This is a genomic window from Halosubterraneus shenae (genome assembly GCF_050510935.1).
Taxonomy (GTDB): domain Archaea; phylum Halobacteriota; class Halobacteria; order Halobacteriales; family Haloferacaceae; genus JBDGPU01.
On sequence record NZ_JBNLVO010000002.1, the window covers coordinates 140216 to 163898 of the forward strand.

A 23683-nucleotide genomic window follows, 5' to 3' on the forward strand; every position below is an offset into this window, starting at 1 on the left:
GTGGCCAGCTCCGACGGGCGGACAGAATCCGGGCAGGTCGACACCGAACCGTGGCAGGAGCGCATCGAGCTGAAGCGCCGGCTCGTCCACGCCGGCGGGACCGTCTTTCCCGTCCCGTACCTGCTCGGCTGGGTCTCCTGGACCGAGACAGTCGTCTTCCTCGTCGGCTTCGCCCTCGTCGTCGGGGCAATGGAGTTCCTCCGGCTCGGCGTCGGCGTCGAGCACCCGCTCTTCGAGGCCCTGACGCGCCCGTACGAGGAGCACAGCGTCGGCGGCTACGTGCTGTACATGATCAGCATCGCGGGCGTCGCCGCGATCTTCGCCCCCAGCGTCGCGATCCCGGCGATCCTCATGCTGACGCTGGCGGACCCGATAAGCGGAGCGCTCGGCCGCAACGACGCCGACGAGCCGAAGCGGCCGACCGTCTGGGTCGTGACGTTCCTTGTCTGCGTCGCCATCGCGCTCCCGTTCACCGTACCGGCTGCGGGCTCACAGGTGGGCGTCGGCGTCGCGGCCGCCGTCGTCGGCGCCGCCGGCGCCACCGTCGCCGACGGGCTTCCGCCGCTGATCCGCGGGGTCCCGGTCGACGACAACATCACCATTCCGCCCGCTGCGGCCGTGGGGATCGGACTGGTGTTGCAGGCGCTTTGAGGTCGGCAGCGCCGTGGCGGACCGGCCGTCGTCGACGCCGGAAGTAGCCGCCCGTGGCCTGGGGCCGCTCGCAGGCGGCCGTCACCCGTGACCTGCCGGAATATATACGTCGGGACTGGCAACGCCCACCATGGACGTCACCGAAAGCGACCTCCCCGGCGTCGGCAAGAAACATCAGATCCCGATGGGGGACGGGACGTATCTCGTCATCATTACGCACAACACCGGCAAGCGCGAGGTGTACACGAAAGTGGGCGAGGACGCGGACTCGGAGCGGCTCCTCGAGCTGACCGACCGACAGGCGCGCATGGTCGGGACGATCCTCGAAGGGGCGTACTTCCAGCCCGTCGAGTCCGAGCAGGTGGAGACACTGCTCTCGGACGACACGCTGCTGGAGTGGTACGCCGTCGACGCGGAGTCGCCGCTGGCCGGACAGTCGCTCGAGGAGGCACACGTCGGGCGACGGACCGGTGTAACCGTCGTCGCCATCCAGCGGGACGGAGACGTCATCTCCGGGCCCAGTCCGTCGGAGACGATCGAGGCGGGCGACACCCTCGTCGTCATCGGCGACCGCGAGAGCTGCGAGGAGTTCGAAGCGCTGCTGGCGGGGAACGCGTAGATGGACGTCGGTCGCAACCCGGGGGTGAGAAGCGGTGGCTGACCTGCTCGAGGTCGGCGTCCTGTTCGGCGCACTCGCCCTCGTGGGTGCGGGCGCCGCACGGCTCGACAAGTCCGTGATCCCCTTCTACATCCTCGTCGGGATGGCCCTCTCCGGGTCGGTCGCGGGCCGCCTCCTCGAGGGAGCGCCGCCCGCCGTCGGCGACTGGGGGAGTGCGTTCATCGTCGAGCCGACGGAGTTCGTCGACGTCGGCGCGGAGCTGGGGATCGTCTTCCTCCTGTTCTTCCTCGGGCTCGAGTTCAACCTCGACCGGCTGATCGAGGACCGCGACCGGATCACCCGGGCGGGCGTCGTCGACCTCGTCCTCAACTTCGGCGTCGGGCTGCTGCTCGGCTGGGCCCTGTTCCGCGAGCCGCTGGCCGCGCTGCTCGTCGCGGGCATCGTCTACATCTCGTCGTCGGCGATCATCACGAAGTCGCTGATCGACCTCGGCTGGATCGCGAACGACGAGGCGAACCCGATGCTCGGCACGTTAGTGTTCGAGGACCTGTTCATCGCCGTCTACCTCGCCGTCGCGGTCGCGCTCCTCGGCGGGAGCGGCGACGTCGCGGGTGCCGCGAGCTCCGTCGCCGTCGCCCTCGGCTTCATCGCCGTCCTCCTGCTGGCGGTCCACTACGGTACCCCGGTCCTCGAGCGCGCGCTCCGGACGACGACCAACGAGTTCCTCGTGTTGCGTGCGGTGGGGATCACCGTCTTCGTCGCCGGCGTCGCGCTCGCGCTCGGCGTCAGTGAGGCGGTCGCGGCGTTCTTCGTCGGGATGGGCTTCTCCGCGACCTCGAAGGTCCACGAGCTGGAGAACCTGCTGGAACCGGTCCGCGACGTGTTTGCCGGCGTGTTCTTCTTCTGGATCGGGCTGGAGACGGACCCGGCGACGTTCGGCGGCGTCGCGCTGTTCGTCCTCGTCGCCGCGGCCCTGACGACGCCGACGAAGCTCGTCTCGGGCTACCTCGGCGGGCGGACGTACGGCCTCTCCCCGCGTCGGTCGGCCCGCGTCGGGCTCGGGATGGTCACCCGCGGCGAGTTCTCGCTGATCATCGCCACGGTCGCGCTGACGGCCCGGGGCGGCCGGCTCGGAGCCGGCGTCGCCGACGACATCTACGCCTTCGCGGTCGGCTACGTGCTGGTGATGAGTATCGTCGGAACCCTGCTGATGGAGTACTCCGCGCCGTTCGAGCGGTTCGCGACGGACCGCTTCGGGACGGAGTAGTCGACTGGCGCGGCGGCTACTCGCCCCTCCACCTTCCCACTCTCCCGGTCCCTACAGCCGCTCGCCACAGTTGGGGCAGAACTGTGCCCCGCCGAAAATCGCGTGTGCGTACTTGACGGTGAACGCCCGGTCGCAGCCGGGGCAAGTGCGCTGGTTCGGCTCCCGGATCCAGATGGCGGGTGCGCCGGCGGGCTGTGTCCGGCGAACCTCCTCGCGCTCCTCGAGCCGTTCGAGGAACTGCCGCGCCTTGCGCTTCTGGACGTCGAGGTCGCGAGCGAACTCCTCGTCGGTGTACGGTTCGAAGGGTTCCATCCGCTCCAGCAGCTCCTCGGGGCTGTCGACCGACTCGGGGGGTCCGTCCTCGTGGCTCATCAGCGTGGATCGGCACGCGGCAGCGACTTAACTCCGGGTGGTCGCCTCGGTAGCGGTCGTGGCTCTTCGGTGCGGTCGACGGCGTCCCGTGGCGGAGTGTTCGGGTAAAAGGGCGGCTTCAGTAATCGGGCGCCTCGTCCTCGACCTGGCGCTTCAGGGAGTCACGGCGGGACTTCGCGTCGCGCCCGGTCGCCTCGAGGAGGAACTCGTTTTTCACGTCGACGGCCTCGGCGGCGGCGTCGGCGTTGCCCTCGGCGATGACGTCCTCCGCGTCGCGCTCCTCGAAGTGGATCGCGAGCTTGTCCTTCTTGCTGCCGTACTCGGCCGCGCCCGCGACGACCTTCTCGAAGACCGGGTTGTCGGGGTCCTCGACGACGTACAGCTCGTGCCCGTTGACCTCCTCGGTGCCGGTCACCTCACCGAAGTAGTCCTCGATCTCGCCTTTCAGGTCGGGCATTCGGTCGTCTAAGTGCTCACCACGCCGCATCTTGTACTCCTTCATGGAACAGTGATTCAGCGGCGGACGGTAAACCAGTTTCGTCACTTCCCCCGCTACGATGCATGTGGGCGCTTCACACGCAACCGGAAAATCAGGGCATCACGCTCGCGACGCGGGCGGGGAGGGAACGGGGCCGCTGTCGTTGCTCCCCTACTCCGCCGGGCGTTCGGCGACGTAGCCGCGCTTGCACTCCGGGCAGATGTCGCCGGCGCGCATCGAGCTGTCGCCCGCGATCTCCGCCAGCCCGCACTCGGGGCAGTAGTACTCGGAGAGCTCGTCGGCCGTGGTCCCCCCGAGGTCGCCCCGCCGGGCGGAGGTGGCGTCGCCGGCCGCGTTCGAGGCGTTCGTGCCCGAGCTCGCCGGCCCCTCGACGGCGGCCGATTCCTCCGCGGTCGCGATGAAGCCGCCTTCGGCCTCCTCCGGCGTTTCGATGAACTCGGCGTCCTCGTCGACGTCGTCCGTCTCCGCGGCCTCGGGCTTGAGCCCGCCGCCGAAGGAGACGTCGGCGTCCGTGTCGTCGTCGACGGTCGCGTCGAACCCTTCGTCCTCGCCGCGCTGCTCCGGCCACGGCGAGTGCTCGCCGCTGCCGGGCTGGTCCGCCTCGACGTCGGGCCACTCGCCCGGGTCGCGGTCGGCCGGCTCCTCGGGCTCCTCGTCGAGGATCACGCCGTCGTCCGCGTCGGGGTCCGTCTCGGGGGCCGCCTCCGAGCCGCCGGGCACCTCGTCGGCGACGGTCTCGGGGTCCGCGGTGTCGTCGACGCCCGTCTCCGCGGTCGTCGTTTCGTCGATGATCTCGGCCTCGTCCTCGCCATCGGTGGGCGCTCGACCCTCCTTCTGGCCGGAACCGGCGGCGGGTGACGGCTCCGTCGGGTCGCCGCCCTCGGCCGCTTCGCTCAGGTCGACGGTCGGCTCCGGCTCGCTCGGCGCGCCGTCGGCCGGGCCGTCGTCGATGATCTCGGCGCCCGCGCCCTCCGCCGGCGGGTCGCTCGCGTCGAGGTCGTCGCTCGGGTCGACAGTGACGCCCGCGTCGGCGGTCGCGTCGCCCTCGGCGTCCTCGACGAACGCCTCCCCTCTCGGTTCCGCGGCGTCCGCGGTGCCGGGAGCCGAACCGGGGCCCGTCTCGGCGTCCGGGCCCGGATCGGTCCGCTCCGCTCCGGTCCGCCCTGCCTCGGCTTCCTCCTCGGCTACCGCGGCCTCGTCGGTGAGCTGATCGAGCGACGTGATCTCCTTGTTCTCGCTGACGACCTGCTGGTCGCCGCAGCGCGTGCATTCCTTCACTTCCCTGACGGTGATCACGACCTCGTTTCCGTCCTCCTCGCGGTCGCGCTCCACTTCGGGTTCCCCGAAGTTGTGCCCGAGTAGACACCTGAGTCCCATTGGCCCCAACTGCGAGGTCCGGACGTAAAAACGTCCCCGTCAGCGTCTGACGGTCGGCACACGACCGCGGCGGCGCTCGGACCGGGACGCACACCTCCACATCCCGCGCTTATAAGCGCCGGGCGGCCCGACTCCTCGACAATGCCAACCGACGCCCAGCAGGCCTGCTTCGAGGCCGGGATCAAGTTCGGCTCGCTGTACCACCAGTTCGCGGGCACGCCGGTCAGCCCGGCGAGCACGCGGAGTCTGGAGGTCGCCATCGCGGAGTCGATCGAGAACCAGCCGTACTGCGAGGACGTCGACGTCGCCATCCACGACGACCGCGTCGCCGACGCGATCGACCACGAGAACGGCTACACGGAGTTGACGGGCTCGCTGATGACCGTCGAGATGCGGATCGCGTACGAGGGCGTCGTCGCCCGCACGCGCATGGAGATGGAGGACGGCTACCCCCTGATGAAGCTCGTCGAGGTCGTCGAGTAGTTCTTGGTGGTCGGTTCGGGTTTTGGGTATGCCGTAGGTGGTTACGTAGGCGCTCGGTGCGCCTCGACATTCTCGGCCATCGACTGATCGCGCTTATAAACTGAGTTGGCTGTCGTCGCCGGCGTCACCAGTCGGCATACGCGGAATCCCCAGACCGCCGACCGGTCGCGTTTATAAATAACTTCGGCTAACGTCGGTAGCTACACCACTCAGCGTGCCCAGAAAGCCCCAGCCGCTGAGCGGTCGCGCTGCTCGCTGCGCGCCTCACCCGGCTCGCTCCCTTCGGTCGCTCGCCGGGTTGCGGTGCTTACTTCGCAGAGCGTTCCGCTCAGCGGCTGCCCCTTTCAGTCCCGCCCCGGAGTGGTGGCCAGGGCGTCGCTCGCGGCGGTTCTTCGGCGGTCGTCGTTCGCCGGCTGTTCGGCGTGCGGCGCGGTGCGGCCGGCGCGCGCGAGCAACGCGTGCGAGGGAGGCCGGTGGCGCGCCGATGCTGTGCGGGCCGGCGCGCCCCGGCCGAGGTTGGGGAGGACTGAGGTATTGCGGTTGCGTGCGGTCGCGGTGCGGTTGCGGAAGGGTGCTGTCCTGGTGGACTGAAAGGGCGCGGCCGGTCGCGCCGCAGGGGAGTCGCTCCGTCGACCCCTATCCGCGCGGGTGGTGCGGAGAGCGCGGATATGTCGCGGAGCGACCGCGAGCGGCCGAGGGCTTTCTAGGTGTTTGCGGTGCTGTCGAGAGCAAGCCCGTATCACCCATTCAAAGCACCGCATAGCGAGCGCCCGAGGGATTTCATGCTGTTCTTGGTGAGTGTAGCAGTGTCTGCACCTGCGCATCCAGTTTACAAGCGCGGGCGCTCAGCGGCTGACCAAGTCGACAACGTGAACTGGCCCAACAAGTCCGAGTCACGCGACGCCCGATCAAACACGTCGATAACGGCGACGCCGAGTTTCTCGCAGTCATCGACCCGATCCGAGTGAAACTGAACGCCCGGACCGAACCGAACCGGCCGCTTCCGCCATCGAGCGGCGGGGTTCCACTTCCGCTTTCGGGCGCGGGTTTAAACCGTATCGGGCTGAATTCCCTCCCATGAGTCAAGCCACCTTCGACGACGACGACCTGTTCGGCGAGGCCGCCGACGAGATGCGCGAGGAGGTCGAGGAGCATCTCGACGCCGCGCGCGCCCAGCTCCCCGAGCCCGACGAGGTCTGGGAGACGGACGCCGACAACGTGCTCGGCGTGCTCAACGGGCTGAAGTCCGCGCTCGACGTGGGCGACGCTGCCGAGGAGCTACGGCAGGCGAAGAAGTCCTACGTCGTCGGCGAGCGCGCGGACGCCTTCGACGGGGACGACGACCTCGGCGCCGAGATCGACGAGGTCGCCGCGCTCGTCGAGGACCTGGAAGACGCGGCCGAGAACGTGGGAGACCTCACGGGAACCGTCCCGCAGATCCGCGGCGCATTACAGGAGGTCGAGGCCACGGCAGACGGCGGTAGGGACGCCCCCGACGACGCCGAGAACGACGCCGAGGACGACGCCGACGAGGAGTAGCTACTCGTTAGTCCCTCTCGGCGTCGGCACCGCGAACCGCCCCGACGTCCCGCGCGACGACGGCGTCGGCCAGCTCCACGAGCGCGTCCGTCGCCAGTGACAGCAGGCGCTCGCCGCGGCCCGCGTCGCCCTCGCTGGGGTCGCCGACGACCCCGTTCTCGGAGAACTCGTCGCTGTCGTGCGCGAGGTTGACGCCCGCGACCCAGTCGCCCCAGCGGTCGGCGGCGCCCTCGCTCGCAGCCTCGATGCGCCCCTCGCGAACGAGGTCCGGGTGCGTCGCGCGCAACAGCGCCGTCTCCAGCGGGCCGGCGTGGCCCATGTCGCTCGCGTGGTCGCCGACCGCGTTGAACCACGTGAACGCGACGCCGTAGGCGTCGTGGGCCTCGTCCCGCGAGAAGCGGCGGGCGACCTCGTCGAGCGCGTCGACGTTACCGCCGTGGCCGTTGACGAAGACGACGCGGTCGACGCCGTGGTGCGCGAGCGACTCCGCCGTCTCGCGGACGTACGCGCGGAACGTGTCCGGGCTCACCCAGAGGGTGCCGTCGAACGCTCGATGCTCCTCCGCGATGCCGACCGAGACCGGCGGAGTGACGAGGACCTCGCCGCGATCGGGGACGGCGTTCCCGTCCTCGTCCCGGTCGCCATCAGCGTCCCGGTCGCTATCGCGGTCGGCGTACGCCTCGGCGCCCGCGTTAGCGACGGTTTCGGCGTTAAGTGCGTCCGTGCCCAGCGGCGCGTGGGGACCGTGCTGTTCGACGCTGCCGACGGGCAGGAACGCGACGTCGACGTCGGCGTCGCGCACGTCGGTCCACGTGGCGTCGGAGAGTTGCATGCGGTAGGCTGTGGCGGCCGGCTCCGTATACGCACCGGTTGGGGGCGGCGGTCGAGGTCGGTGGCCGGCTTTAAATGGAGTTCCGCGGTCAGTCGTCGTCGGCGTCGACGTCCACGTCGACCTCCGAGGTGCGCTTCGCCGCGCGCTGGATGAACTCCTCGGGCAGCTCGTCGATCTCGCCGGCCTGGACGCCCCAGAGGTGCGCGTAGAGGCCGTCGTTGCCGATGAGCTCCTCGTGGGTACCACGCTCGACGATCTCGCCGTCCTCTAAGACGAGGATCGTGTCCGCGTCCTTGATCGTCGAGAGCCGGTGGGCGATGGCGAAGGTCGTCCGGTCGGCGGTGAGCTTGTCCAGCGAGCGCTGGATCAGCATCTCCGTCTCCGTGTCGACGTCGGAGGTCGCTTCGTCGAGGATGAGGATGTCCGGGTCCTTCAGGACCGCGCGGGCGATGGTGATGCGCTGGCGCTGGCCCCCGGAGAGCTTCACGCCGCGCTCGCCGATCTCCGTGTCGTAGCCCTCGGGGAGATTCTGGATGAACTCGTGGGCCTCCGCGGCCTTGGCGGCCTCGACGACGGAGTCGTGGTCCGCCTTGAACGTCCCGTAGGTGATGTTCTCGCGGACGGTGCCGTAGAACAGGTACGAGGACTGCCCGACGTAGCCGATGGAGCGCCGGAGCGACGGGAGCGTCACCTCGCGGACGTCCTGGCCGTCGATACGGATAGCGCCCTCGTCGACGTCGTACATCCGGAGCAGGAGCTTGAGCACCGTCGACTTGCCGGCGCCGGTCGGGCCGACGAGCGCGAGCGTGTCGCCGCCGGGCACCTCGAAGTCGATGTCGGTGACGATGTCCTCCTCGTCGTAGCCGAAGGTGACGCCGTCGTACTCGACGTCGCCCTCCTGCACGACGAGCGGCTGCGCGTTCGGGTCCTGCTTCAGCCGCGAGGGCTCGTCCATCAGCCCGAAGATGCGCGCGGAGGAGGCCCGGGCGCGCTGGTACATGTTGATGATCTGCCCGAACTGCGCCATGGGCCAGATAAAGCGCTGCGTGTAGAGGATGAAGACGACGAACATCCCGACCGAGAGCTCGCCCGAGAACGGCCCGGGCGGGCCCTGGAACACCCACAGCCCGCCGACGATGAAGGTGAGCACGAAGCCGACGCCCGCGAGCGCGCGGAGGCCCGGGAAGAACTTGATGCGCGTCTCGATAGCATCCCAGTTGGCGTCGAAGTAGTCAAACGAGACGTCGTCGACGCGCTCGGACTCGTAGTCCTCGGTGTTGGCGGACTTGATCACCTGGATGCCGCCGAGGTTGTTCTCCAGCCGCGAGTTCATCTTCCCGACCGTCGAGCGCACCTCGGCGTACTTCGGCTGGATGATCCGGATGAACATGTAGGTGAACCCGGCGATGACCGGGACGGGCAGCAGCGCGACGAGGGCGAGCTGCCAGTTGATCCAGAAGAGGATGACGCCGATGCCGACGACCATCACCGACAGCCGGAACGTCGAGTTCATGCCGTCGTTGAGGAACCGCTCAAGCCGGTTCACGTCGTTCGAGAGGATGGACATCATCTCGCCGGTCTGCTTGTCGGCGAAGAAGTCCATGTTCAACCGCTGCATCTCGTCGTACGTGTCCGTCCGGACGTCGTGCTGGATGTTCTGCGCGAACGCGTTGAACCCCCAGTTGCGGACCCAGTGGAACCCCGCACCGAGCCCGAACGCGGCGGCGATGACGGCGATCGTGAACCAGAACTGCTCGACCTGCGCGGTCGGGAGCCACGAGTCGGGGAGGAGCACGAGCGGGATCTGCTCGCTGAACGCGGGGACCTCGCCCGCCTGTCGCTGCGCCTCGGAGACGAAGATGGCGTCGACGGCGATCCCGAGCATCAGCGGCGGGAGGAGGTCGAGCACGCGGGCGAAGACGCTGGCGAGAATACCGACGACCACCTGGAACTTGTACTTCCAGCCGTACTCGAGGAACAGCCGTTTCATCGGGTTCTCGATCTTGTCCCGTTGTTCCTCGAAGGGGTCGTCTTCTTCCCAGTCGGGGGCACTCATTACGCCACGGTTTCACGTACCGTTCAAAGAAGGTTTCCGTCGAATCGACACACAGCGGCACGCCTTGCCGGCAAATTCTCAGATTTCGGTCCGCTCGAGTTCAGGATCGACGCCGGCCGTCTCGAGATCTCGTCGTACTCGCTTCCGAAGGGGGGTCGGCACGCTCGCGCGCGCCACCGGCGCCGCGGTCGCGCCGTCCTCGGGCACGCGCCAGTACAGGACGTGTTCCGTCCGGGCGTAGTACTCGATGGCGAACCGCCGCTCGGCGCCCTCGTAGTGCACGCGCGCCGCCCGCCCCTCGGCGTGCCAGCCCTCCTGTTTGGTCAGCTCGGCTATCTCGTCGTCCATGGGTTTTGGTTGGTTGCCGTGGTAATGAGCTATGGGTCTGCTGATTATTTTTAAGCGATACTTCGGTTCTTGGAGGAGTTGTACTTGGTAGGGAAGTACCCGATCATACTCTCTTATAAACAGGCTGCGCAGGTGCAGACGTTGCTGCACTTGACAGCACCGCAAACACCCAGAAAGCCCTCGGCCGCTCTTTATAATCACGTTTAAACAGATGATACGGTCTTGCTCTCGACAGCACCGCAAACACCCAGAAAGCCCTCGGCCGCTCTTTATAATCACGTTTAAACAGATGATACGGTCTTGCTCTCGACAGCACCGCAAACACCCAGAAAGCCCTCGGCCGCTCTTTATAATCACGTTTAAACAGATGATACGGTCTTGCTCTCGACAGCACCGCAAACGTCCAGAAAGCCCTCGGCCGCTCGCGGTCGCTGAGCAGGATATCTGCGCCTCTCCGCACCGCCCGGCGCAGATAGAGCCTGCCTCAGCGACTCCCCTTCGGCGCGACCGGCCGTCGCCCTTTCAGTCCGCCAGGACAGCACCGCACAGCAACCGCAAGCCTCGGCCCTCCCCAGCCTCGGCCGGGGCGCGCCGGCCCCGCACCGCACCGCGCGGCGCGCCACCGGCCTCCCTCGCACGCGTTGGTCGCGCGCGCCGACCGCCCAGCCCCGCATGCCGGACAGCCGGCGTACATCGCGGGCGTGCCAACCGCCGCGCGCGACGCTCGGCCACCACTCCGGGGCGGGACTGAAAGGGGCAGCCGCTGAGCGGGACGCCCTGCGACGTAAGCACCGCAACGGCGAACGAGCGAAGCGAGTGAGCCGTGAGGAGCGCAGCGAGCAGCGCGACCGCTCAGCGGCTGGGGCTTTCTGGGCATGCTGAGTGGTGTCGCTAGCAGCGACAGCCGAATTTATTTATAAAGGCGGCCGCTCAGCGGCTGGGGTGTTCCAGGCATGCTGAGTGGTGTCGCCGGCGACGATAGCCAACTCCGTTTATAAGTGCAACTGCCCAGCGGCTGACTGATTAAAAAGGTGCACTGTAATCTGCCGAGCGACGACGCCCGAATCTCACAGCTCGAATTCGACGCGGTCGCCGGGTTCGATCCCACGGTCGTCCGCGAAGCCGGCACGCACCTCCAACACGTACAGCCCGGTGCCCTCGTACTTCGTGAAGGGCCGTTCCTCGGGCTCAGCCGTGTGTATCTCCGTGATCGTCCCGTTCGGCGCGACGAAGACGATGTCGATCGCGAACGCCATGTCCCGCATCACGTAGGCGTACTCGCCGGGCTCCTCGTGGACGAAGAGCATCCCCTCGTTCGGCCCGAGCGAGTCGGTGTGCGAGAGCCCGACGTAGCGCTTGTACGCGGAGTCGGCGACGCGCGCGTCGGCGGTCGCCAGGGTCTCGTTCGTCTCGTCGTCCTCGATCGCGACGGTCGTCCGCTCGTACTCGGGGCCGACGAGGCCGGCGTCGACGGCGACGGCGCCGGCGACGAGGAGCGCGCCGACGGCGAGCGCGATGGCGACCTTGCGGTTCACGTCCCCACGTCGTCGCCTGCGGGCAAAGGGGTTGCGACGAGACAGTAACCGTTTTGAGTACCCGGCGGGTTCGTTCCAACACGGGCTTGTGGTCTAGCTGGTTATGACGCGGCCTTTACAAGGCTGAGGTCGGCGGTTCGAACCCGCCCGAGCCCACTCCTGCGGCGAACCGAACGGTGAGCCGCAGGTGTGTGCGAGGCGGGGTCGAACCCTGAAAGTCGCAGTCCGGACCCGTCCGTCGGGCTGTGTGGAGAGACGCAACGGAACGCCCGGACCGTCTTTCTCCGGTTCGAACCGCCTCGCAGACATTATTGAAAATCGTATTCTAACCCCTACTTTTAGAAATAGTGTTTCTAGAGAAGGGTCAATTCTAGTAATTCTGGCAGGAGTTCCATCGGTATACCCTACTCTTGGCTACATGTGTGCTACAAAAGTCAGATGTTTCATCCCCTCCAAATAGGGCTCGAATTGTATTTGCATCGATCAAATAGAACGGTTAGAGATGCACACTCCATTTCATAGGTCGAAGCGTAATGAATAGATTTTCTCATCAATGATAGTATATAGTGATTCCCCATCGAGTATTCTGTATAGATCGTCAGAAGTCAGTACTACAATATCACACTCAGAAGTGTCAACATACCTTTGTGCATCTTCTCCGGAGTCCTGTCCTGAAATACCATTCCACGCTATAAGAATTCCGAGACTATTTTCTGTTTTATTAATTTTCTTCTCGAAATGACCCACCTCTTTAGAAGAAACACTACTTCCGACGTTTTTGCACTCAATCAAAACAAACCGAGATTGGTAATCAAAAAGATTCGGGCTTTCTCCGCCAATATACTCTAATACCAAATCTATTTCACCACTTTTTGTTCTGAGATTCCGATCTCGGACCGATACTAAGTTAAGACCTTCAAACAAATAACCCGTAACTTCCTCTAAAAGATTGCCTTTGCTCTGGTTTGAGTCAGCTGAATAAGCTTCGTACAGCATCCGACTGTACTCATCAATATCCAGATCGAAGAATTTCGTGTCTATCTCAGCCTGATATTCAGGTGTAACATCCGAATCCGAAAATAACCAACGAGTAAGTCTAGCTTGATTAGGATGATATCCAGCAGGGAATTTGCCGCTTCTCCCTTTTGGGTATTCTTCAGGAGGTTTTAATTCGTCATGAATATTCTTAGCATGCTCTTTAGTAATATCCGATAGAGGATAGACTTTCGGCGGATATTCGTTTCCTAAGATTGCTATTGCATTTTCTGTTAACAGTACCGTATACTCCGCTCTGGACGTAACATCACAGTTTAGGAGATATTTCGCAGCAAGCCCATCCAGCTCCGTTGGTTCTGATATCTCCTTAGGAATCATACGTTGGGTAACAACAGTAATAGCTACCTGCGGTGGGGAAGCAGGATGTTCAGCAGCAATAGCGGAGAATCTGACGAATTTTTCGTTTAATTCTTCTCTTGTATGAGGTGGGATTTCTAAGTCAATGTCAACAAATATATGATCTCGTTCATGACCGACAATATTGAGAATATCTACCGAAAGATCCTCCAATTTTCTACCGATAGATGTATCGTATGGTGGATTCCCCTGAGAAATATTCGAGAATTTTTCCTGCAGTATTTCTGCAGTATCAGCCATATCTATTATAAATTGTCGGAGATATACAAATCATGGGTATGATCTAACAGTAAGGTCGGTTAGACCCGGTATATAGCTCGTCCGGTATCTCTAATGTGTGTCTAGCGGTTATTCGCTGATCAGCGACTCTATAGAAATTAAAATAATTGATGGGAGTAAAATCGGGAAAGATACAACGGGTATATCGGGAGCCGCTGCAGTAGCGTTCGGGTCATCCGTCGGCGACCACTTCCGCCGCGCGAACATGAGGTTCTTCAGTGATGCCGCCTAATGCCGGTCGTAATGGCTCAGGCCGGGAATCAGGATCTGACGGAGCGGTTCATCCAGTTCTACCGGAACTACTACAGCGACGAGATCGGGGTGCTCGCGCAGAACTACCCCAACGAGCAGCGGTCGCTGTTCGTCGACTACGACGACCTCTACCAGTTCGACCGCGACCTCGCCGAAGACTTCCGCAGCCAGCCGGACCAGATGCGCGAGTACGCCGAGGAGGCGCTCCGGCTGTACGACCTCCCGGCCGACGTGAGCCTCGGGCAGGCCCACGTCCGCATCGAGAACCTGCCGAACAGTGTCGACATCCGCGGCATCCGCGTCCACGACAACCACATCGGGAAGCTCGTCTCCGTGCGCGGCATCGTCCGCAAGGCGACCGACGTCCGCCCGAAGATCACCGAGGCGGCCTTCGAGTGCCAGCGCTGCGGGACGATGACGTACATCCCCCAGAGCGACGGCAGCTTCCAGGAGCCCCACGAGTGCCAGGGCTGTGAGCGACAGGGCCCCTTCCGGGTCAACTTCGACCAGTCCGAGTTCGTCGACTCCCAGAAGCTCCGCGTGCAGGAGTCGCCCGAGGGCCTCCGCGGCGGCGAGACGCCGCAGGCCCTCGACGTCGACATCGTCGACGACATCACCGGCGAGGTCACCCCCGGCGACCACGTCACCGTCGTCGGCGTCCTCCACATCGAGCAGGTCCAGCAGGGCAACGAGAAGTCCTCCGTCTTCGACCTGTACATGGACGGCGTCTCCATCTCCATCGAGGACGAGCAGTTCGAGGACATGGACATCCGCCAGGAGGACGTCGAGCGCATCGTCGAGCTCTCGAACGACCCCGAGATCTACGACATGATGGTCGACTCGATCGCGCCGGCCATCTACGGCTACGAGGAGGAGAAGCTCGCGATGACCCTCCAGCTCTTCTCCGGCGTGACGAAGCACCTTCCTGACGGATCGCGGATACGTGGAGACCTCCACATGCTCCTGATAGGGGACCCTGGAACTGGCAAATCGCAGATGATATCATATGTCGAAAACATCGCCCCCCGTTCCGTCTACACCTCCGGCAAGGGCTCCTCCGCGGCCGGGCTCACCGCCGCGGCCGTCCGCGACGACTTCGGCGACGGCCAGCAGTGGACGCTCGAGGCCGGCGCGCTCGTCCTCGCCGACAAGGGGATCGCCGCGATCGACGAGCTGGACAAGATGGACGCCTCGGACCGCTCCGCGATGCACGAGGGGCTCGAGCAGCAGAAGATCTCCGTCTCGAAGGCCGGGATCAACGCGACGCTGAAGTCCCGGTGTTCGCTGCTGGGCGCCGCGAACCCGAAGTACGGCCGCTTCGACCAGTACGAGCCCATCGGCGAGCAGATCGACCTCGAGCCCGCGCTCATCTCGCGATTCGACCTCATCTTCACCGTCACGGACCAGCCGGACCCCGACCACGACGCGCGCCTCGCCGAGCACATCCTGAAGACGAACTACGCCGGCGAGCTGAACACCCAGCGGGAGGAGCTGGCCAACTCCGAGTTCACGCAGGCGGAAGTCGAGAACGTCACCGACGAGGTCGCGCCCGCCATCGACCAGGACCTCCTCCGGAAGTACATCGCCTACGCCAAGCGCAACTGCTACCCGACGATGACCGACGAGGCGAAGGAGGTCATCCAGGAGTTCTACGTCGACCTCCGTTCGAAGGGTGCCGATGAAGACGCCCCGGTCCCGGTCACCGCCCGGAAGCTCGAGGCCCTCGTTCGGCTCGCGGAGGCGAGCGCGCGCGTTCGCCTCTCGGACACCGTCGACCGCGAGGACGCGGAGCGCGTCACCGACATCGTCGAGTCCTGCCTCCGCGACATCGGCGTCGACCCCGAGACAGGGCAGTTCGACGCCGACGTCGTCGAGACGGGCACCTCGAAGAGCCAGCGCGACCGCATCAAGGACATCAAGCAGCTGATCGGCGAGATCGAGGAGGAGTACGAGGAGGGCGCGCCGGTCGAGGAGGTCCTCGACCGCGCCGACGAGATCGGTATGGACGCCTCGAAGGCCGAGGAGGAGATCGAGAACCTCCGCCGGAAGGGCGAAGTGTACGAACCCCAGCAGAACCACCTTCGTACGACCTGATGGACCGCATCTCCGCCATCCGCAACATCGAGGACGCGATCCGCGAGTTCGAGGACGGCCAGGCCGACCTCGCGGAGACGGAACGACAGGTGGCTGCCGTCCTCCGGACCTACGCGACCGAGTTCGACGGCGAGGACGACGTTTTCCGCGCCGTCGGCGATGGTCCGTTCGACGGCACCGTCGTCGTCGCGCCCTCCGAACCCGCCGCACGCGAGCGGATCGCCGAGCGGGCCGACGCGGCAGCGGACGGAACGTCGGAGGCGACGTTCGAAATCGAACGACTCTGACTCTCACTCTCACCGTACCGTCGCGCACGGGATTCGTGCCATGATCCACAGCTAGTTTCCCATTCCAACAGGTTTAATTTTCATACCGAAGCAGTGGAACCTATGTTGCTGGTCGTGACCTACTCCACGGCGGCGCGGACGGCGCTCCGGAACGCCTGTCGGGGGCACGAGGACGACGTCGTCCGCCGGTTCGGGCGCGCCGCGCTGCTCGAGGAGACGGGGTATGGCGCCTTTCTCGCGCTCCGCCTCCGGGCGACGCACGGCGGCGACGTGCAGATCGAGCGGACGGCCCCCTTCAACCCGTTCGAGGCGATCGACGCCGACGTTCGCGAGGCGGCCGAGGCGTACGCCGACCGAGACGTGGCAGCGACGCCGTACGCGAAGTACGCCGCCGGGACCGACCATCCGAACCCGGACGCGCTCCGGTCCCGCGAGCTATGAGGCTCCGGATCGGCGGGTGGGCGGCCGAGGGTCCATCCATCGACCTCCGCCAACTGGTTGCTGACGACCACCGAGCGGACGACCGCGAATCCGCAACGCCCGGCCCCTTCAATGACCACCCCGGTACCGCCGCGTCGACCTCGACCGTCTCGGCACCGACGACGCCATCGCTCGGGACGATACGGCCGTCCGCGCTGGCGGCCCGGATCGCCAGTGCGGTCGAGGCTCCCGACGAGGTACCATTGCGAACCGACCGCCCTGCGGCGGGGCCGTCGGTCGCGGTCGACTGCGACCAGCCGCCCTCGAGCCACGAGCCGCTTCGGCGACATCCGGTCGACGGGCCGCTCCGGTCGGTGCTTGCCGCCGCGGCGCGATCCCGGGGTCTCTCCGCAAGCGTCGCCGACGCGATCGCCGACCGTCGGGAGGCCCTCCGCGAGCAGGAGGTCCCCGAGGTGGACCTCGACGCGGCTCGAAAGCGCCTCGCGGCGGCCACCGGCGAGGAGGAGCGCCTGCGGGAGCGGGTGGCGGCGCTCCGTGGGGAGCTGCGGGCCCATCGCGACCTCGACGCCGACGTGGAAGCGGTTCGAGAGCAGCTGCAGGCGGCGACCACGGAGCTCTCGGCCGCCGAAACGGAGCGGATCGCGGCCGAGCAGGCGCTCGACCGCGCCGTCGACCGCGCTCGCGAGGCGCGGGACGCGCGCGAACGCCGGCTCGAGCTGGAGGACGAGGTGGCGAACCTGGAGCGCGAGGCCCGCCGCGAGCTCGCCGCCGAGATCCAGCCGACGGTGCGGGACGCGCTCGGCGCGATCCCCGGCGGGGACCCGGCTTCCGCGGGCGACGCTTCCGGATCACTCCCGGGAGATGATCCCGACTCGTTCGCGTGCGACGTCGCCACCGTCGCGCTCGCGGCCGTCCGCGTCGCCGCTATCGACGCGCCGGTCGTGCTGGGGCCCTCCGTCGACCGGTTCAGCACTGCAGCGGCGGCCCACGACGTCCTCGACTGTCCCGTCATCCGGGTGTGACCGGCTGCCTCCCTCGCCAGTCCGGAGGTTTACGGCCGAAACCGCGACCAAGACGGCGTATGGAGCTCTCGTGGACGACCGACCATCGAGACGGCGTGACGCTCGTCGCCTGTCGACTCCGCAACTCGGGCCGGATCGCGCGACGCGTTCGGGTGGCGAACGAACTCGACGGTCCCGTGCTCCCGCCGCGGAGCCACGGGGAACCGCTTCCCGGCTGGGACGCCGACGGCGTCACGCTCCGGATCGAGCCCGACGAAACCGTTGCTCTCGGGTACGCGGTTCCGGCTCCCGACGCGGAGCCTCCCGCAGCTATCACCTCCGACGAGCCAGCTCGGGAGGAGGTCTCGGAATCGGACGGCGCTACTGCGCGAACTTCGGATTTGACGGGGACGTCCGAACCGACTGCGACCGATGCAGTCCGCGAGCTCGGTGCGTATCGGCCGCCGCGAGCGGCCGTCGCCACCGCTGTCGAGCCTCGCGACGGCGGTGTCGACGAGGGGGTCGGCGGTTGCGACGAGGGCGGCGCCGACGACGCGACCGAGAGCGCTAACGCCGACGCGACCGAGAGCGCTGACGCCGGCGAGAACGGCGAGGACAGCGAGGATGCCGACCGACCGGATCGTGGACCGGTATCGGTACCCTCGACATGCGCGGAGGTCGACCCCGGGTCACCCGACCGGCCGACGGCGTCGCCGGCGGACCCCGCCGCGGTCGACGCGTGGCTGGACGCGGTCGAGCGGCGGATCGCACGCGCCGAACGACTCGATGGCGCGGACGTGCCGACGGCAACGGAGGCGGTCGCGGTCGCCGGCGGACTCGACGCGATCCGCGAGCTGGACGGGAAGGTCGCCGACGACGCCGACCGCCTGCGCGTCGTTGCGGACCGGGCGGCGGCGCTGGCCGACAGGGCGGCTGAGGCCGAGGTTCCGACGGAACCGCTCGGCCGGCTGGCGTGATCCTCGCCATCGCCGGCGGGAAGGGTGGGGTCGGCAAGACGACGCTCGCGTACAACGTCGCCGCGGCGCTCGACGCGGTCGTCGTCGACGCCGACCTCGGCATGGCCGACCTGCCGAAGGCGGCCGGGCCGGACCTCCACGACGTGCTCGCCGGGCGAGCGAGCACGCGGGAGTGTATTCGCGGTGGCCCCGTCGACGTCCTCCCGTGCGGCCGGTCGCTGGCCGGGGCTCGCGCGAGCGACCTCACGGAACTCGATGCCGCACTACGTCCGGCGGAGCGCGAGTTCGGAACCGTGGTCGTCGACTGCCCGGCCGGGCGGCGCGCGGACGCCGGGGTCCCCCTCGCCGTCGCCGACGCGTGCCTGCTCGTCGCCTCGCCGCGGTCGTTCGCCCTCGCCGACGCGATCCGCACCCGGGAGCTGGCACGCGAGCTGGACGCCGGGCTCGTTGCGGCCACGCTCAACCGGACTGTCGACGAACCACCTGCCGACGCCGTCGCCGACGCACTCGGCGCGCCGGTGGAAGTCGTTCCGGCGGATCCCCGGGTCGGCCGGTCGGTTGCGGCCGAGGCGCCAGTCGTCGACGCCGCCCCTGATAGCACGGCTGCGAGGGCGGTCGCGTCGCTCGCGAACCGGATGCCGAAGTAAGGAAGGCTCGGATCTGCTCCGCTCGGTGTCGTCGGTTGGAGGTCTTCCGGCGTGCAGCTTCGCTCCGTTCAGCTTAGCTTAGCTTCGCTGGTCAGTCCCTGAGGTCGAGGTAGGTGTTCCGGAGCGTCACCGGTGTCACGTCGGCCACGTCGGCGGCCTCCCGTTGCGTGCAGTCACAATCTGGCTCGTCGAGCTCCCGGACCGCAGTGTAGAGGCACGCGGCGGCGACGCCGCTGGGATCGCGGCCGCCGGCGATCCCCTCCTCGCGGGCGCGGTCGGCGAGCTCGCTGGCGCGACGCTCGACGGCGGGCGGGCAGTCGAGCGCCGACGCGAAGCGCGGGAGGTACTCCGTCGGGTCGACCGGGCCGACGGGGAGACCCAGCTCTCTGTTCATCGCGTCGAAGGCGGCGCGCTGCTCCGCGGCACTGGCCTTCGCGGCGTTCGAGACCTCCGTGGTCGTGCGCGCGACGTTGCTGACGCGGGCTGCGGCGTACACGGTGGCCGCGGCGAACCCCTCGAGCGACCGGCCACGCAGCAGATCGGCCTCCTGCGCCGAGTCGAAGAGCGAGCAGGCCCGATCGCGGACGTTCTCGGGCAGCCCGAGCGTGCCGGCGAGGCGACGGATCTCAGTGTAGGCGTACACCTGGTTCCGCTCGCGCTTCGAGGAGACCTGCGCGCGGTTGTGGTGGGTGCGCATCCGGGCGAGCCGCCGGCGCTTGCGGCCGGTCGCGCGCGTCGCCTGCCCGATCTCGGTCGAGAGGCCACGGTCGTGGCGGGCGCGGGTCCGCGGCGCGCCAGTGCGCTCGGGATTGGCGTCGTCGTCCGCGAAGGACCGCCATTCGGGACCGTGGTCGATCCGGTCGGCGTCGACGACGAGGCCGCAGTCGGTACAGACGGTCTCGGCGTCGCTCGTGTGGAGGCGGCCGTCGCATTCGGGGCAACTCGTCGCGTCAGTGCAGGTCGTGCGTGCCTGGCTCATCACATGCGAAGCTTCGGCCCGATACCATACTTAAAGACGGGTCGAATCGGGGGTCGCTCGGCGGATCCGCGCGCGGGAACCTACCGATGACCGGTAGGTTCTCCTTGCGAGCAGTTTTGACTCCTTGTTTCGTGCAAATAACTTAAGTAGAAAGGCGCACGAGAACGGGTGTGACGCTCTCGGACATCGCCGCCGGGCTGGAGGTGACGACGGAGCAGCGCGACCGCGGCGCGGCCGTCGTCGACGACACCGACGTCGACCTCCGGGACCGGCTCGCCGAGCACGCCGAGGAGCTCCCCTGCACGCCGGCCGCGACCGCGACGCTGGTCGACGCCTACCGGGCCGGCACCAGCGTCGGCGACGCCGCGCGCGAGACGAACGTCGCGCCGATCACGGCCGCGAAGGCCCTCCATCGCTGCGGCGTCGACGGTGTCTGCCCGCTGGCGCCGTCCCGACGGGAAGTGGTCCGCGACTGGCTGGACGGCCGGCTCGCGCGCAGCGAGGCGGTCGCCCTCGCCGGCGGCGACGAGGCCGACTTCGCGCTCGCGACGTACGTCGAGACACACGACCCGATCCCGGAGGTCGCCGACGCCGTCGCTCCCGGCGGGTCTGCGTCGCACGCGACCCTCGACGACGGGCTCGGCGGGTCGCTGGAGACGCCTGACGACCTGCGGTGAGTCGCGGTCGGTCGGAGCTTCGGTGGTGGTGAGCCCTCAGTCCCTTCCGCCGATCCGCTCGGTCGCCTGCTCGGTGGCGGTTTTTACCTGGCCCAGCACGCCGTCCTCACCGAACTCCACGTCGAGATCGGCCCTGAATGCAACTTCGAACGCGCGGGCGACGGCTTCGGCGTAGGGCCCGTCGTCGGCCCCGACCTCGGGCGCGCTCGCGACGTCGCCGGCGGGTTCGGGCAGTGCCGCGTCCGCGGGCGGAACGTCCCCACCTGTCGCGAGCGACAGGTGCAGGTCGCCGCCGACGTCGTCGATCCGGCCGCGGAGCCGCTGAAGTGCGTCCCGCCCGTGTCGATTCGCGGGGAGCACCGCCGCGACGCGGTCGGTTTCCATCACGGCAGCGACGGCCTGGTTCGAGGCGACGGGCGGCGCGTCGACGACGACGTGGTCGTACGCCGTCGCCGCCTCCTCGATCCGCTCGCCGAGTGCGCGGGCCGCTTCCGCGGTCTTGGCTCGCGCGAGGCGCTCGAACGGGGTCCGGGCCGGCACGAGCGCGACGGTCCCCGGAAGCGCGTCGCCGACCTCGTGGGTCGCGCTCGCGAGCGACTCGTCCCGCTCGTCGGTGACGAGTCCGGTGACATCCGTCGTGATTCGGTCGCTCACGTACTCGGAGAGCCCCTGCGTCGCGTAGGCGGCGTCGACGACCGCCACGGACCGCCCGTCGCGAGCGCCCATCGCCGCCAGTTCGACCGCGGTCCGCGTCGTGCCGGCGCCGCCGGTCGCGCCGACGAGCGCTAGCGAGGTTGCTGCCATACGGATCGTTTCAGCTGCTATTTGATTTAATTCTTTGCGTGAAAGAAGGATTCGAATCAGGCGTTCCGCACGTCCTCGGCGATCTCGTCGAGCTCCTCGTCAGTGAGATCCGGGCGGAAGCCGGCGACGGCGTGGATCGGCTTCCCGCCGTCGTCCGCGGAGCGCGGGATGATGTGCGCGTGCATGTGTGGCACCTCCTGGCCGGCGGCTTCGCCGTCGTTGATCCCGACGTTGGCGGCGTCGCACTCGACCGCCGCCTGCACGCGCGGCGTGAGCTCGGAGACGACGTCGAACACGGCCCGCGAGAGGTCCGCCGGGAGGTCGCCGACGTGCTGGTGGTGCTCCTTCGGGATGACGAGCGTGTGGCCCGGCGCGAGCGGGTTCGCGTCGAGGAACGCGAGCACGTCGTCGGTTTCGTGGACGGTTCGCGAGGGGATGTCGCCGTCGACGATCGCGCAGAACACACAGTCTTCGGGCATACGTGGTCGTGGGATGGCTCGGAGTATGAAGGTTTCCGCTATTCTGGATTGGATAACGTGTTTGATGGGTGGATCCTGGCATGGGCGGATGACCGCCTCCTGACTGCTCTTACTTATAAACCGGATTCGCAGGTGCAGACGCTGTTGTTCTTGTCAGCAACGCAGACACCTCGAAAGCCCTCGGCCGCTCGCGGTCGCTGAACCGACCCCTATCCACGCCTCTCAGCCGCGAAAGACGGTCCGGGCTGCCGGCAGTAGCGGGCTGCCGGGCTGCGACTTTCTGGCCTTCGCTCGCTGCGCTCGCGAAGACACCGCCCGGCGTGGATAGGGGTCGGTTCAGCGACTCCCCCGCGGCGCGACCGGCACTCGCCCTTTCGGTCCGCCAGGACCGCGACAGCAACCGCACCGCGACAGCAACCGCACCGCGACAGCAACCGCACCGCGACAGCAACCGCAACTGCCACTCGCGCGTTGCTCGCGCGCCGCAGAAAATCGTCGGGCACGCGGCCCCGGTCGGCTGTGCGGCTTCCTGAGTGGCAGGAAAGCCAGTTACGACGAGAAAGCCATATCAGGTGCGGGCGTCTCCGTGCGAACATGTACGATTTCGTCGTGGTTGGCGTCGGCCCGCCGGGCGCGCGGTTCGCGCGGCGCGCCGCCGAGGCCGGCTATGACGTCCTCGCGCTGGAGAAGGGGGAGGTCGGCACGCCGCTCGCCTGCTCCGGGCACGTCTCGACGGACGTCTGGGAGTACGTCCCGGACGAGGCGAAGGCCGAGCTGTTCCAGAACCGCGTCTACGGCGCGAACTTCCACGTCGGTGGCCCCGGCTCGCGCTCGTACCCCTTCTACCGCGACGAGGAGGTGTCGAACGTCATCGATCGCGTCGAACTCGACCGGACGCTCGCCGACTGCGCCCGCGAGGCCGGCGCCGACGTCCGCGAGGGCCACACCGTCACGGCCGTCACCGAGAAGGACGACCGCGTCGTCGTCGAGGCCAGCCTCGCGAACCGCATCGGCGGCGGGACGGAGACGTTCGCGGCGAAGATGGTCGCCGGCTGCGACGGTCCCGTCTCCCGCGTTCGGCGCGAGGCCGGGCTCCCCGAACCCGAGGAGACGCTCCACGGCGTCCTCGCGTTCGACGAGGAGGCCGACGCGGGCGACTTCGTCGACGTCCACCTCACGGCGCCGACGTTCTTCGCCTGGCGGATCCCCCGCGGCGACGCGGGCGTCGAGTACGGGCTCGCCGCGCCGCCCGGCATCGAGGTGAACGAGCTGTTCGACGCGCTCACCGAGGCCTACGACGTGGAGACCGACCGCTTCTGCTCGGGCGCGATCCCGATCGGGCCCGCGGACTCGGTCACCTCGGACCGCGTCTTCCTCATCGGCGACGCCGCTGCGCAGACGAAACCGTTCACCGGCGGCGGCATCCTCTACAGCATGACCGCGGCCGACATTGCCGCCGACGTGATCGACCCCGCGGACCCGTCGACGCTGGCCGACTACGAGGCCGGCTGGCGCGACGAGCTGTCGACGGAGATCCGGCTCGGCAAGCTCATCAGGAAGTGCTACTCGCTCCCGGAACCGGTCCAGCGCGTCGGGCTCCGGGCGCTCTCGGGCGAGATCGGAGTCCACATGGACCGGCCGACCAGCTTCTTCTCGCGGGAACACCTGCGGCGGCTGTTCTCGTAAGGCTCCCAAATGTGGCAGCAGTTTCCATACCAAACATCTGTCACAGGGCCTGATACTTCGCGATCTTATTCAAAATAAAGGGAAGATGA

Annotated in this window: 24 protein-coding genes and 1 tRNA gene; 14 read left to right on the top strand and 11 right to left on the bottom strand. The window is 67.3% G+C overall.

What is annotated here, in order from left to right; genetic code table 11:
* The 3 genes from ACQE3M_RS03920 to ACQE3M_RS03930 all read left to right on the top strand — a co-directional run bounded on the left by ACQE3M_RS03920 (position 1) and on the right by ACQE3M_RS03930 (position 2537).
* Entirely contained in the window at positions 1 to 651 is a 651-nt protein-coding gene (locus ACQE3M_RS03920; protein WP_430504171.1) for a dolichol kinase, read from the top strand.
* A 130-nt stretch (positions 652 to 781) separates the two neighbouring features.
* On the top strand, positions 782 to 1270 hold the full coding sequence (locus ACQE3M_RS03925) for a cation:proton antiporter regulatory subunit (RefSeq protein ID WP_430504172.1): 489 nt from the start codon (positions 782 to 784) through the stop codon (positions 1268 to 1270).
* Between the two features lie 34 nt (positions 1271 to 1304).
* Entirely contained in the window at positions 1305 to 2537 is a 1233-nt protein-coding gene (locus ACQE3M_RS03930) for a cation:proton antiporter (protein ID WP_430504173.1), read from the top strand.
* Positions 2538 to 2588: 51 nt separating this feature from the next.
* On the opposite strand, the gene ACQE3M_RS03935 is transcribed toward ACQE3M_RS03930, so the two are convergent.
* The 3 genes from ACQE3M_RS03935 to ACQE3M_RS03945 form a co-directional block, all read right to left on the bottom strand.
* Positions 2589 to 2909, bottom strand: a complete 321-nt coding sequence (locus ACQE3M_RS03935; protein ID WP_430504174.1) for a hypothetical protein — start codon at positions 2907 to 2909, stop codon at positions 2589 to 2591.
* A gap of 118 nt (positions 2910 to 3027) precedes the next feature.
* A complete protein-coding gene (locus ACQE3M_RS03940) occupies positions 3028 to 3411 on the bottom strand; it encodes a DUF5611 family protein (protein WP_430504175.1) in 384 nt (127 codons plus the stop codon).
* Between the two features lie 147 nt (positions 3412 to 3558).
* Entirely contained in the window at positions 3559 to 4785 is a 1227-nt protein-coding gene (locus tag ACQE3M_RS03945; protein ID WP_430504176.1) for a DUF7093 family protein, read from the bottom strand.
* A gap of 141 nt (positions 4786 to 4926) precedes the next feature.
* On the opposite strand from ACQE3M_RS03945, the gene ACQE3M_RS03950 reads away from it, so the two are divergent.
* Positions 4927 to 5268, top strand: a complete 342-nt coding sequence (locus ACQE3M_RS03950) for a dihydroneopterin aldolase family protein (RefSeq protein ID WP_430504177.1) — start codon at positions 4927 to 4929, stop codon at positions 5266 to 5268.
* A 1077-nt stretch (positions 5269 to 6345) separates the two neighbouring features.
* Complete coding sequence (locus tag ACQE3M_RS03955) at positions 6346 to 6807, top strand: DUF5790 family protein (RefSeq protein WP_430504178.1); 462 nt, start codon at positions 6346 to 6348, stop codon at positions 6805 to 6807.
* Between the two features lie 7 nt (positions 6808 to 6814).
* Here the strand turns inward: ACQE3M_RS03955 and ACQE3M_RS03960 are convergent, their stop codons facing one another.
* From ACQE3M_RS03960 to ACQE3M_RS03975, 4 genes are all read right to left on the bottom strand, one after another.
* Positions 6815 to 7639: a creatininase family protein gene (locus tag ACQE3M_RS03960; protein WP_430504179.1), complete on the bottom strand. Its 825-nt coding sequence runs from the start codon at positions 7637 to 7639 to the stop codon at positions 6815 to 6817.
* 88 nt (positions 7640 to 7727) lie between these two features.
* The gene (locus tag ACQE3M_RS03965; RefSeq protein WP_430504180.1) at positions 7728 to 9695 is read right to left on the bottom strand and encodes an ABC transporter ATP-binding protein; all 1968 of its coding nucleotides are present in this window, start codon (positions 9693 to 9695) and stop codon (positions 7728 to 7730) included.
* A 78-nt stretch (positions 9696 to 9773) separates the two neighbouring features.
* Complete coding sequence (locus ACQE3M_RS03970; RefSeq protein WP_430504181.1) at positions 9774 to 10043, bottom strand: DUF7538 family protein; 270 nt, start codon at positions 10041 to 10043, stop codon at positions 9774 to 9776.
* Positions 10044 to 11110: 1067 nt separating this feature from the next.
* Complete coding sequence (locus ACQE3M_RS03975) at positions 11111 to 11578, bottom strand: DUF192 domain-containing protein (protein WP_430504182.1); 468 nt, start codon at positions 11576 to 11578, stop codon at positions 11111 to 11113.
* Between the two features lie 82 nt (positions 11579 to 11660).
* Here ACQE3M_RS03975 and ACQE3M_RS03980 point away from each other — a divergent pair.
* A tRNA-Val gene (locus tag ACQE3M_RS03980) sits at positions 11661 to 11734 on the top strand.
* Between the two features lie 360 nt (positions 11735 to 12094).
* On the opposite strand, the gene ACQE3M_RS03985 is transcribed toward ACQE3M_RS03980, so the two are convergent.
* Positions 12095 to 13231, bottom strand: coding sequence for a restriction endonuclease (locus ACQE3M_RS03985; protein ID WP_430504183.1), 1137 nt, complete (start codon positions 13229 to 13231; stop codon positions 12095 to 12097).
* Between the two features lie 282 nt (positions 13232 to 13513).
* On the opposite strand from ACQE3M_RS03985, the gene ACQE3M_RS03990 reads away from it, so the two are divergent.
* From ACQE3M_RS03990 to ACQE3M_RS04015, 6 genes are all read left to right on the top strand, one after another.
* Positions 13514 to 15616 (top strand): minichromosome maintenance protein MCM, encoded by a 2103-nt coding sequence (locus tag ACQE3M_RS03990; protein ID WP_430504184.1) that lies wholly within the window; start codon positions 13514 to 13516, stop codon positions 15614 to 15616.
* Positions 15616 to 15903, top strand: a complete 288-nt coding sequence (locus ACQE3M_RS03995; protein WP_430504185.1) for a DUF7854 family protein — start codon at positions 15616 to 15618, stop codon at positions 15901 to 15903. Before ACQE3M_RS03990 ends, ACQE3M_RS03995 begins: the two co-directional genes overlap by 1 nt.
* Positions 15904 to 16005: 102 nt before the next feature.
* Entirely contained in the window at positions 16006 to 16344 is a 339-nt protein-coding gene (locus ACQE3M_RS04000) for a DUF7855 family protein (RefSeq protein ID WP_430504186.1), read from the top strand.
* Positions 16341 to 17366 (top strand): DUF7856 family protein, encoded by a 1026-nt coding sequence (locus ACQE3M_RS04005; RefSeq protein ID WP_430504187.1) that lies wholly within the window; start codon positions 16341 to 16343, stop codon positions 17364 to 17366. Before ACQE3M_RS04000 ends, ACQE3M_RS04005 begins: the two co-directional genes overlap by 4 nt.
* Positions 17367 to 17425: 59 nt before the next feature.
* Positions 17426 to 18322, top strand: a complete 897-nt coding sequence (locus tag ACQE3M_RS04010) for a DUF7857 domain-containing protein (protein ID WP_430504188.1) — start codon at positions 17426 to 17428, stop codon at positions 18320 to 18322.
* Entirely contained in the window at positions 18319 to 18969 is a 651-nt protein-coding gene (locus ACQE3M_RS04015) for a nucleotide-binding protein (protein WP_430504189.1), read from the top strand. Before ACQE3M_RS04010 ends, ACQE3M_RS04015 begins: the two co-directional genes overlap by 4 nt.
* A 91-nt stretch (positions 18970 to 19060) precedes the next feature.
* Here ACQE3M_RS04015 and ACQE3M_RS04020 read toward each other — a convergent pair whose 3' ends face one another.
* Positions 19061 to 19948: a transcription initiation factor IIB gene (locus ACQE3M_RS04020; protein ID WP_430504190.1), complete on the bottom strand. Its 888-nt coding sequence runs from the start codon at positions 19946 to 19948 to the stop codon at positions 19061 to 19063.
* A gap of 170 nt (positions 19949 to 20118) precedes the next feature.
* Here ACQE3M_RS04020 and ACQE3M_RS04025 point away from each other — a divergent pair, with 170 nt between their 5' ends.
* Entirely contained in the window at positions 20119 to 20625 is a 507-nt protein-coding gene (locus ACQE3M_RS04025) for a DUF7858 family protein (RefSeq protein WP_430504191.1), read from the top strand.
* A 36-nt stretch (positions 20626 to 20661) separates the two neighbouring features.
* Here ACQE3M_RS04025 and ACQE3M_RS04030 read toward each other — a convergent pair whose 3' ends face one another.
* Both ACQE3M_RS04030 and ACQE3M_RS04035 read right to left on the bottom strand, forming a co-directional pair.
* On the bottom strand, positions 20662 to 21429 hold the full coding sequence (locus ACQE3M_RS04030) for an AAA family ATPase (RefSeq protein ID WP_430504192.1): 768 nt from the start codon (positions 21427 to 21429) through the stop codon (positions 20662 to 20664).
* Between the two features lie 56 nt (positions 21430 to 21485).
* Positions 21486 to 21908: an HIT family protein gene (locus ACQE3M_RS04035; protein ID WP_430504193.1), complete on the bottom strand. Its 423-nt coding sequence runs from the start codon at positions 21906 to 21908 to the stop codon at positions 21486 to 21488.
* 594 nt (positions 21909 to 22502) lie between these two features.
* Here ACQE3M_RS04035 and ACQE3M_RS04040 point away from each other — a divergent pair.
* Positions 22503 to 23594, top strand: a complete 1092-nt coding sequence (locus ACQE3M_RS04040) for a geranylgeranyl reductase family protein (RefSeq protein ID WP_430504194.1) — start codon at positions 22503 to 22505, stop codon at positions 23592 to 23594.
* Positions 23595 to 23683: the final 89 nt, after the last annotated feature.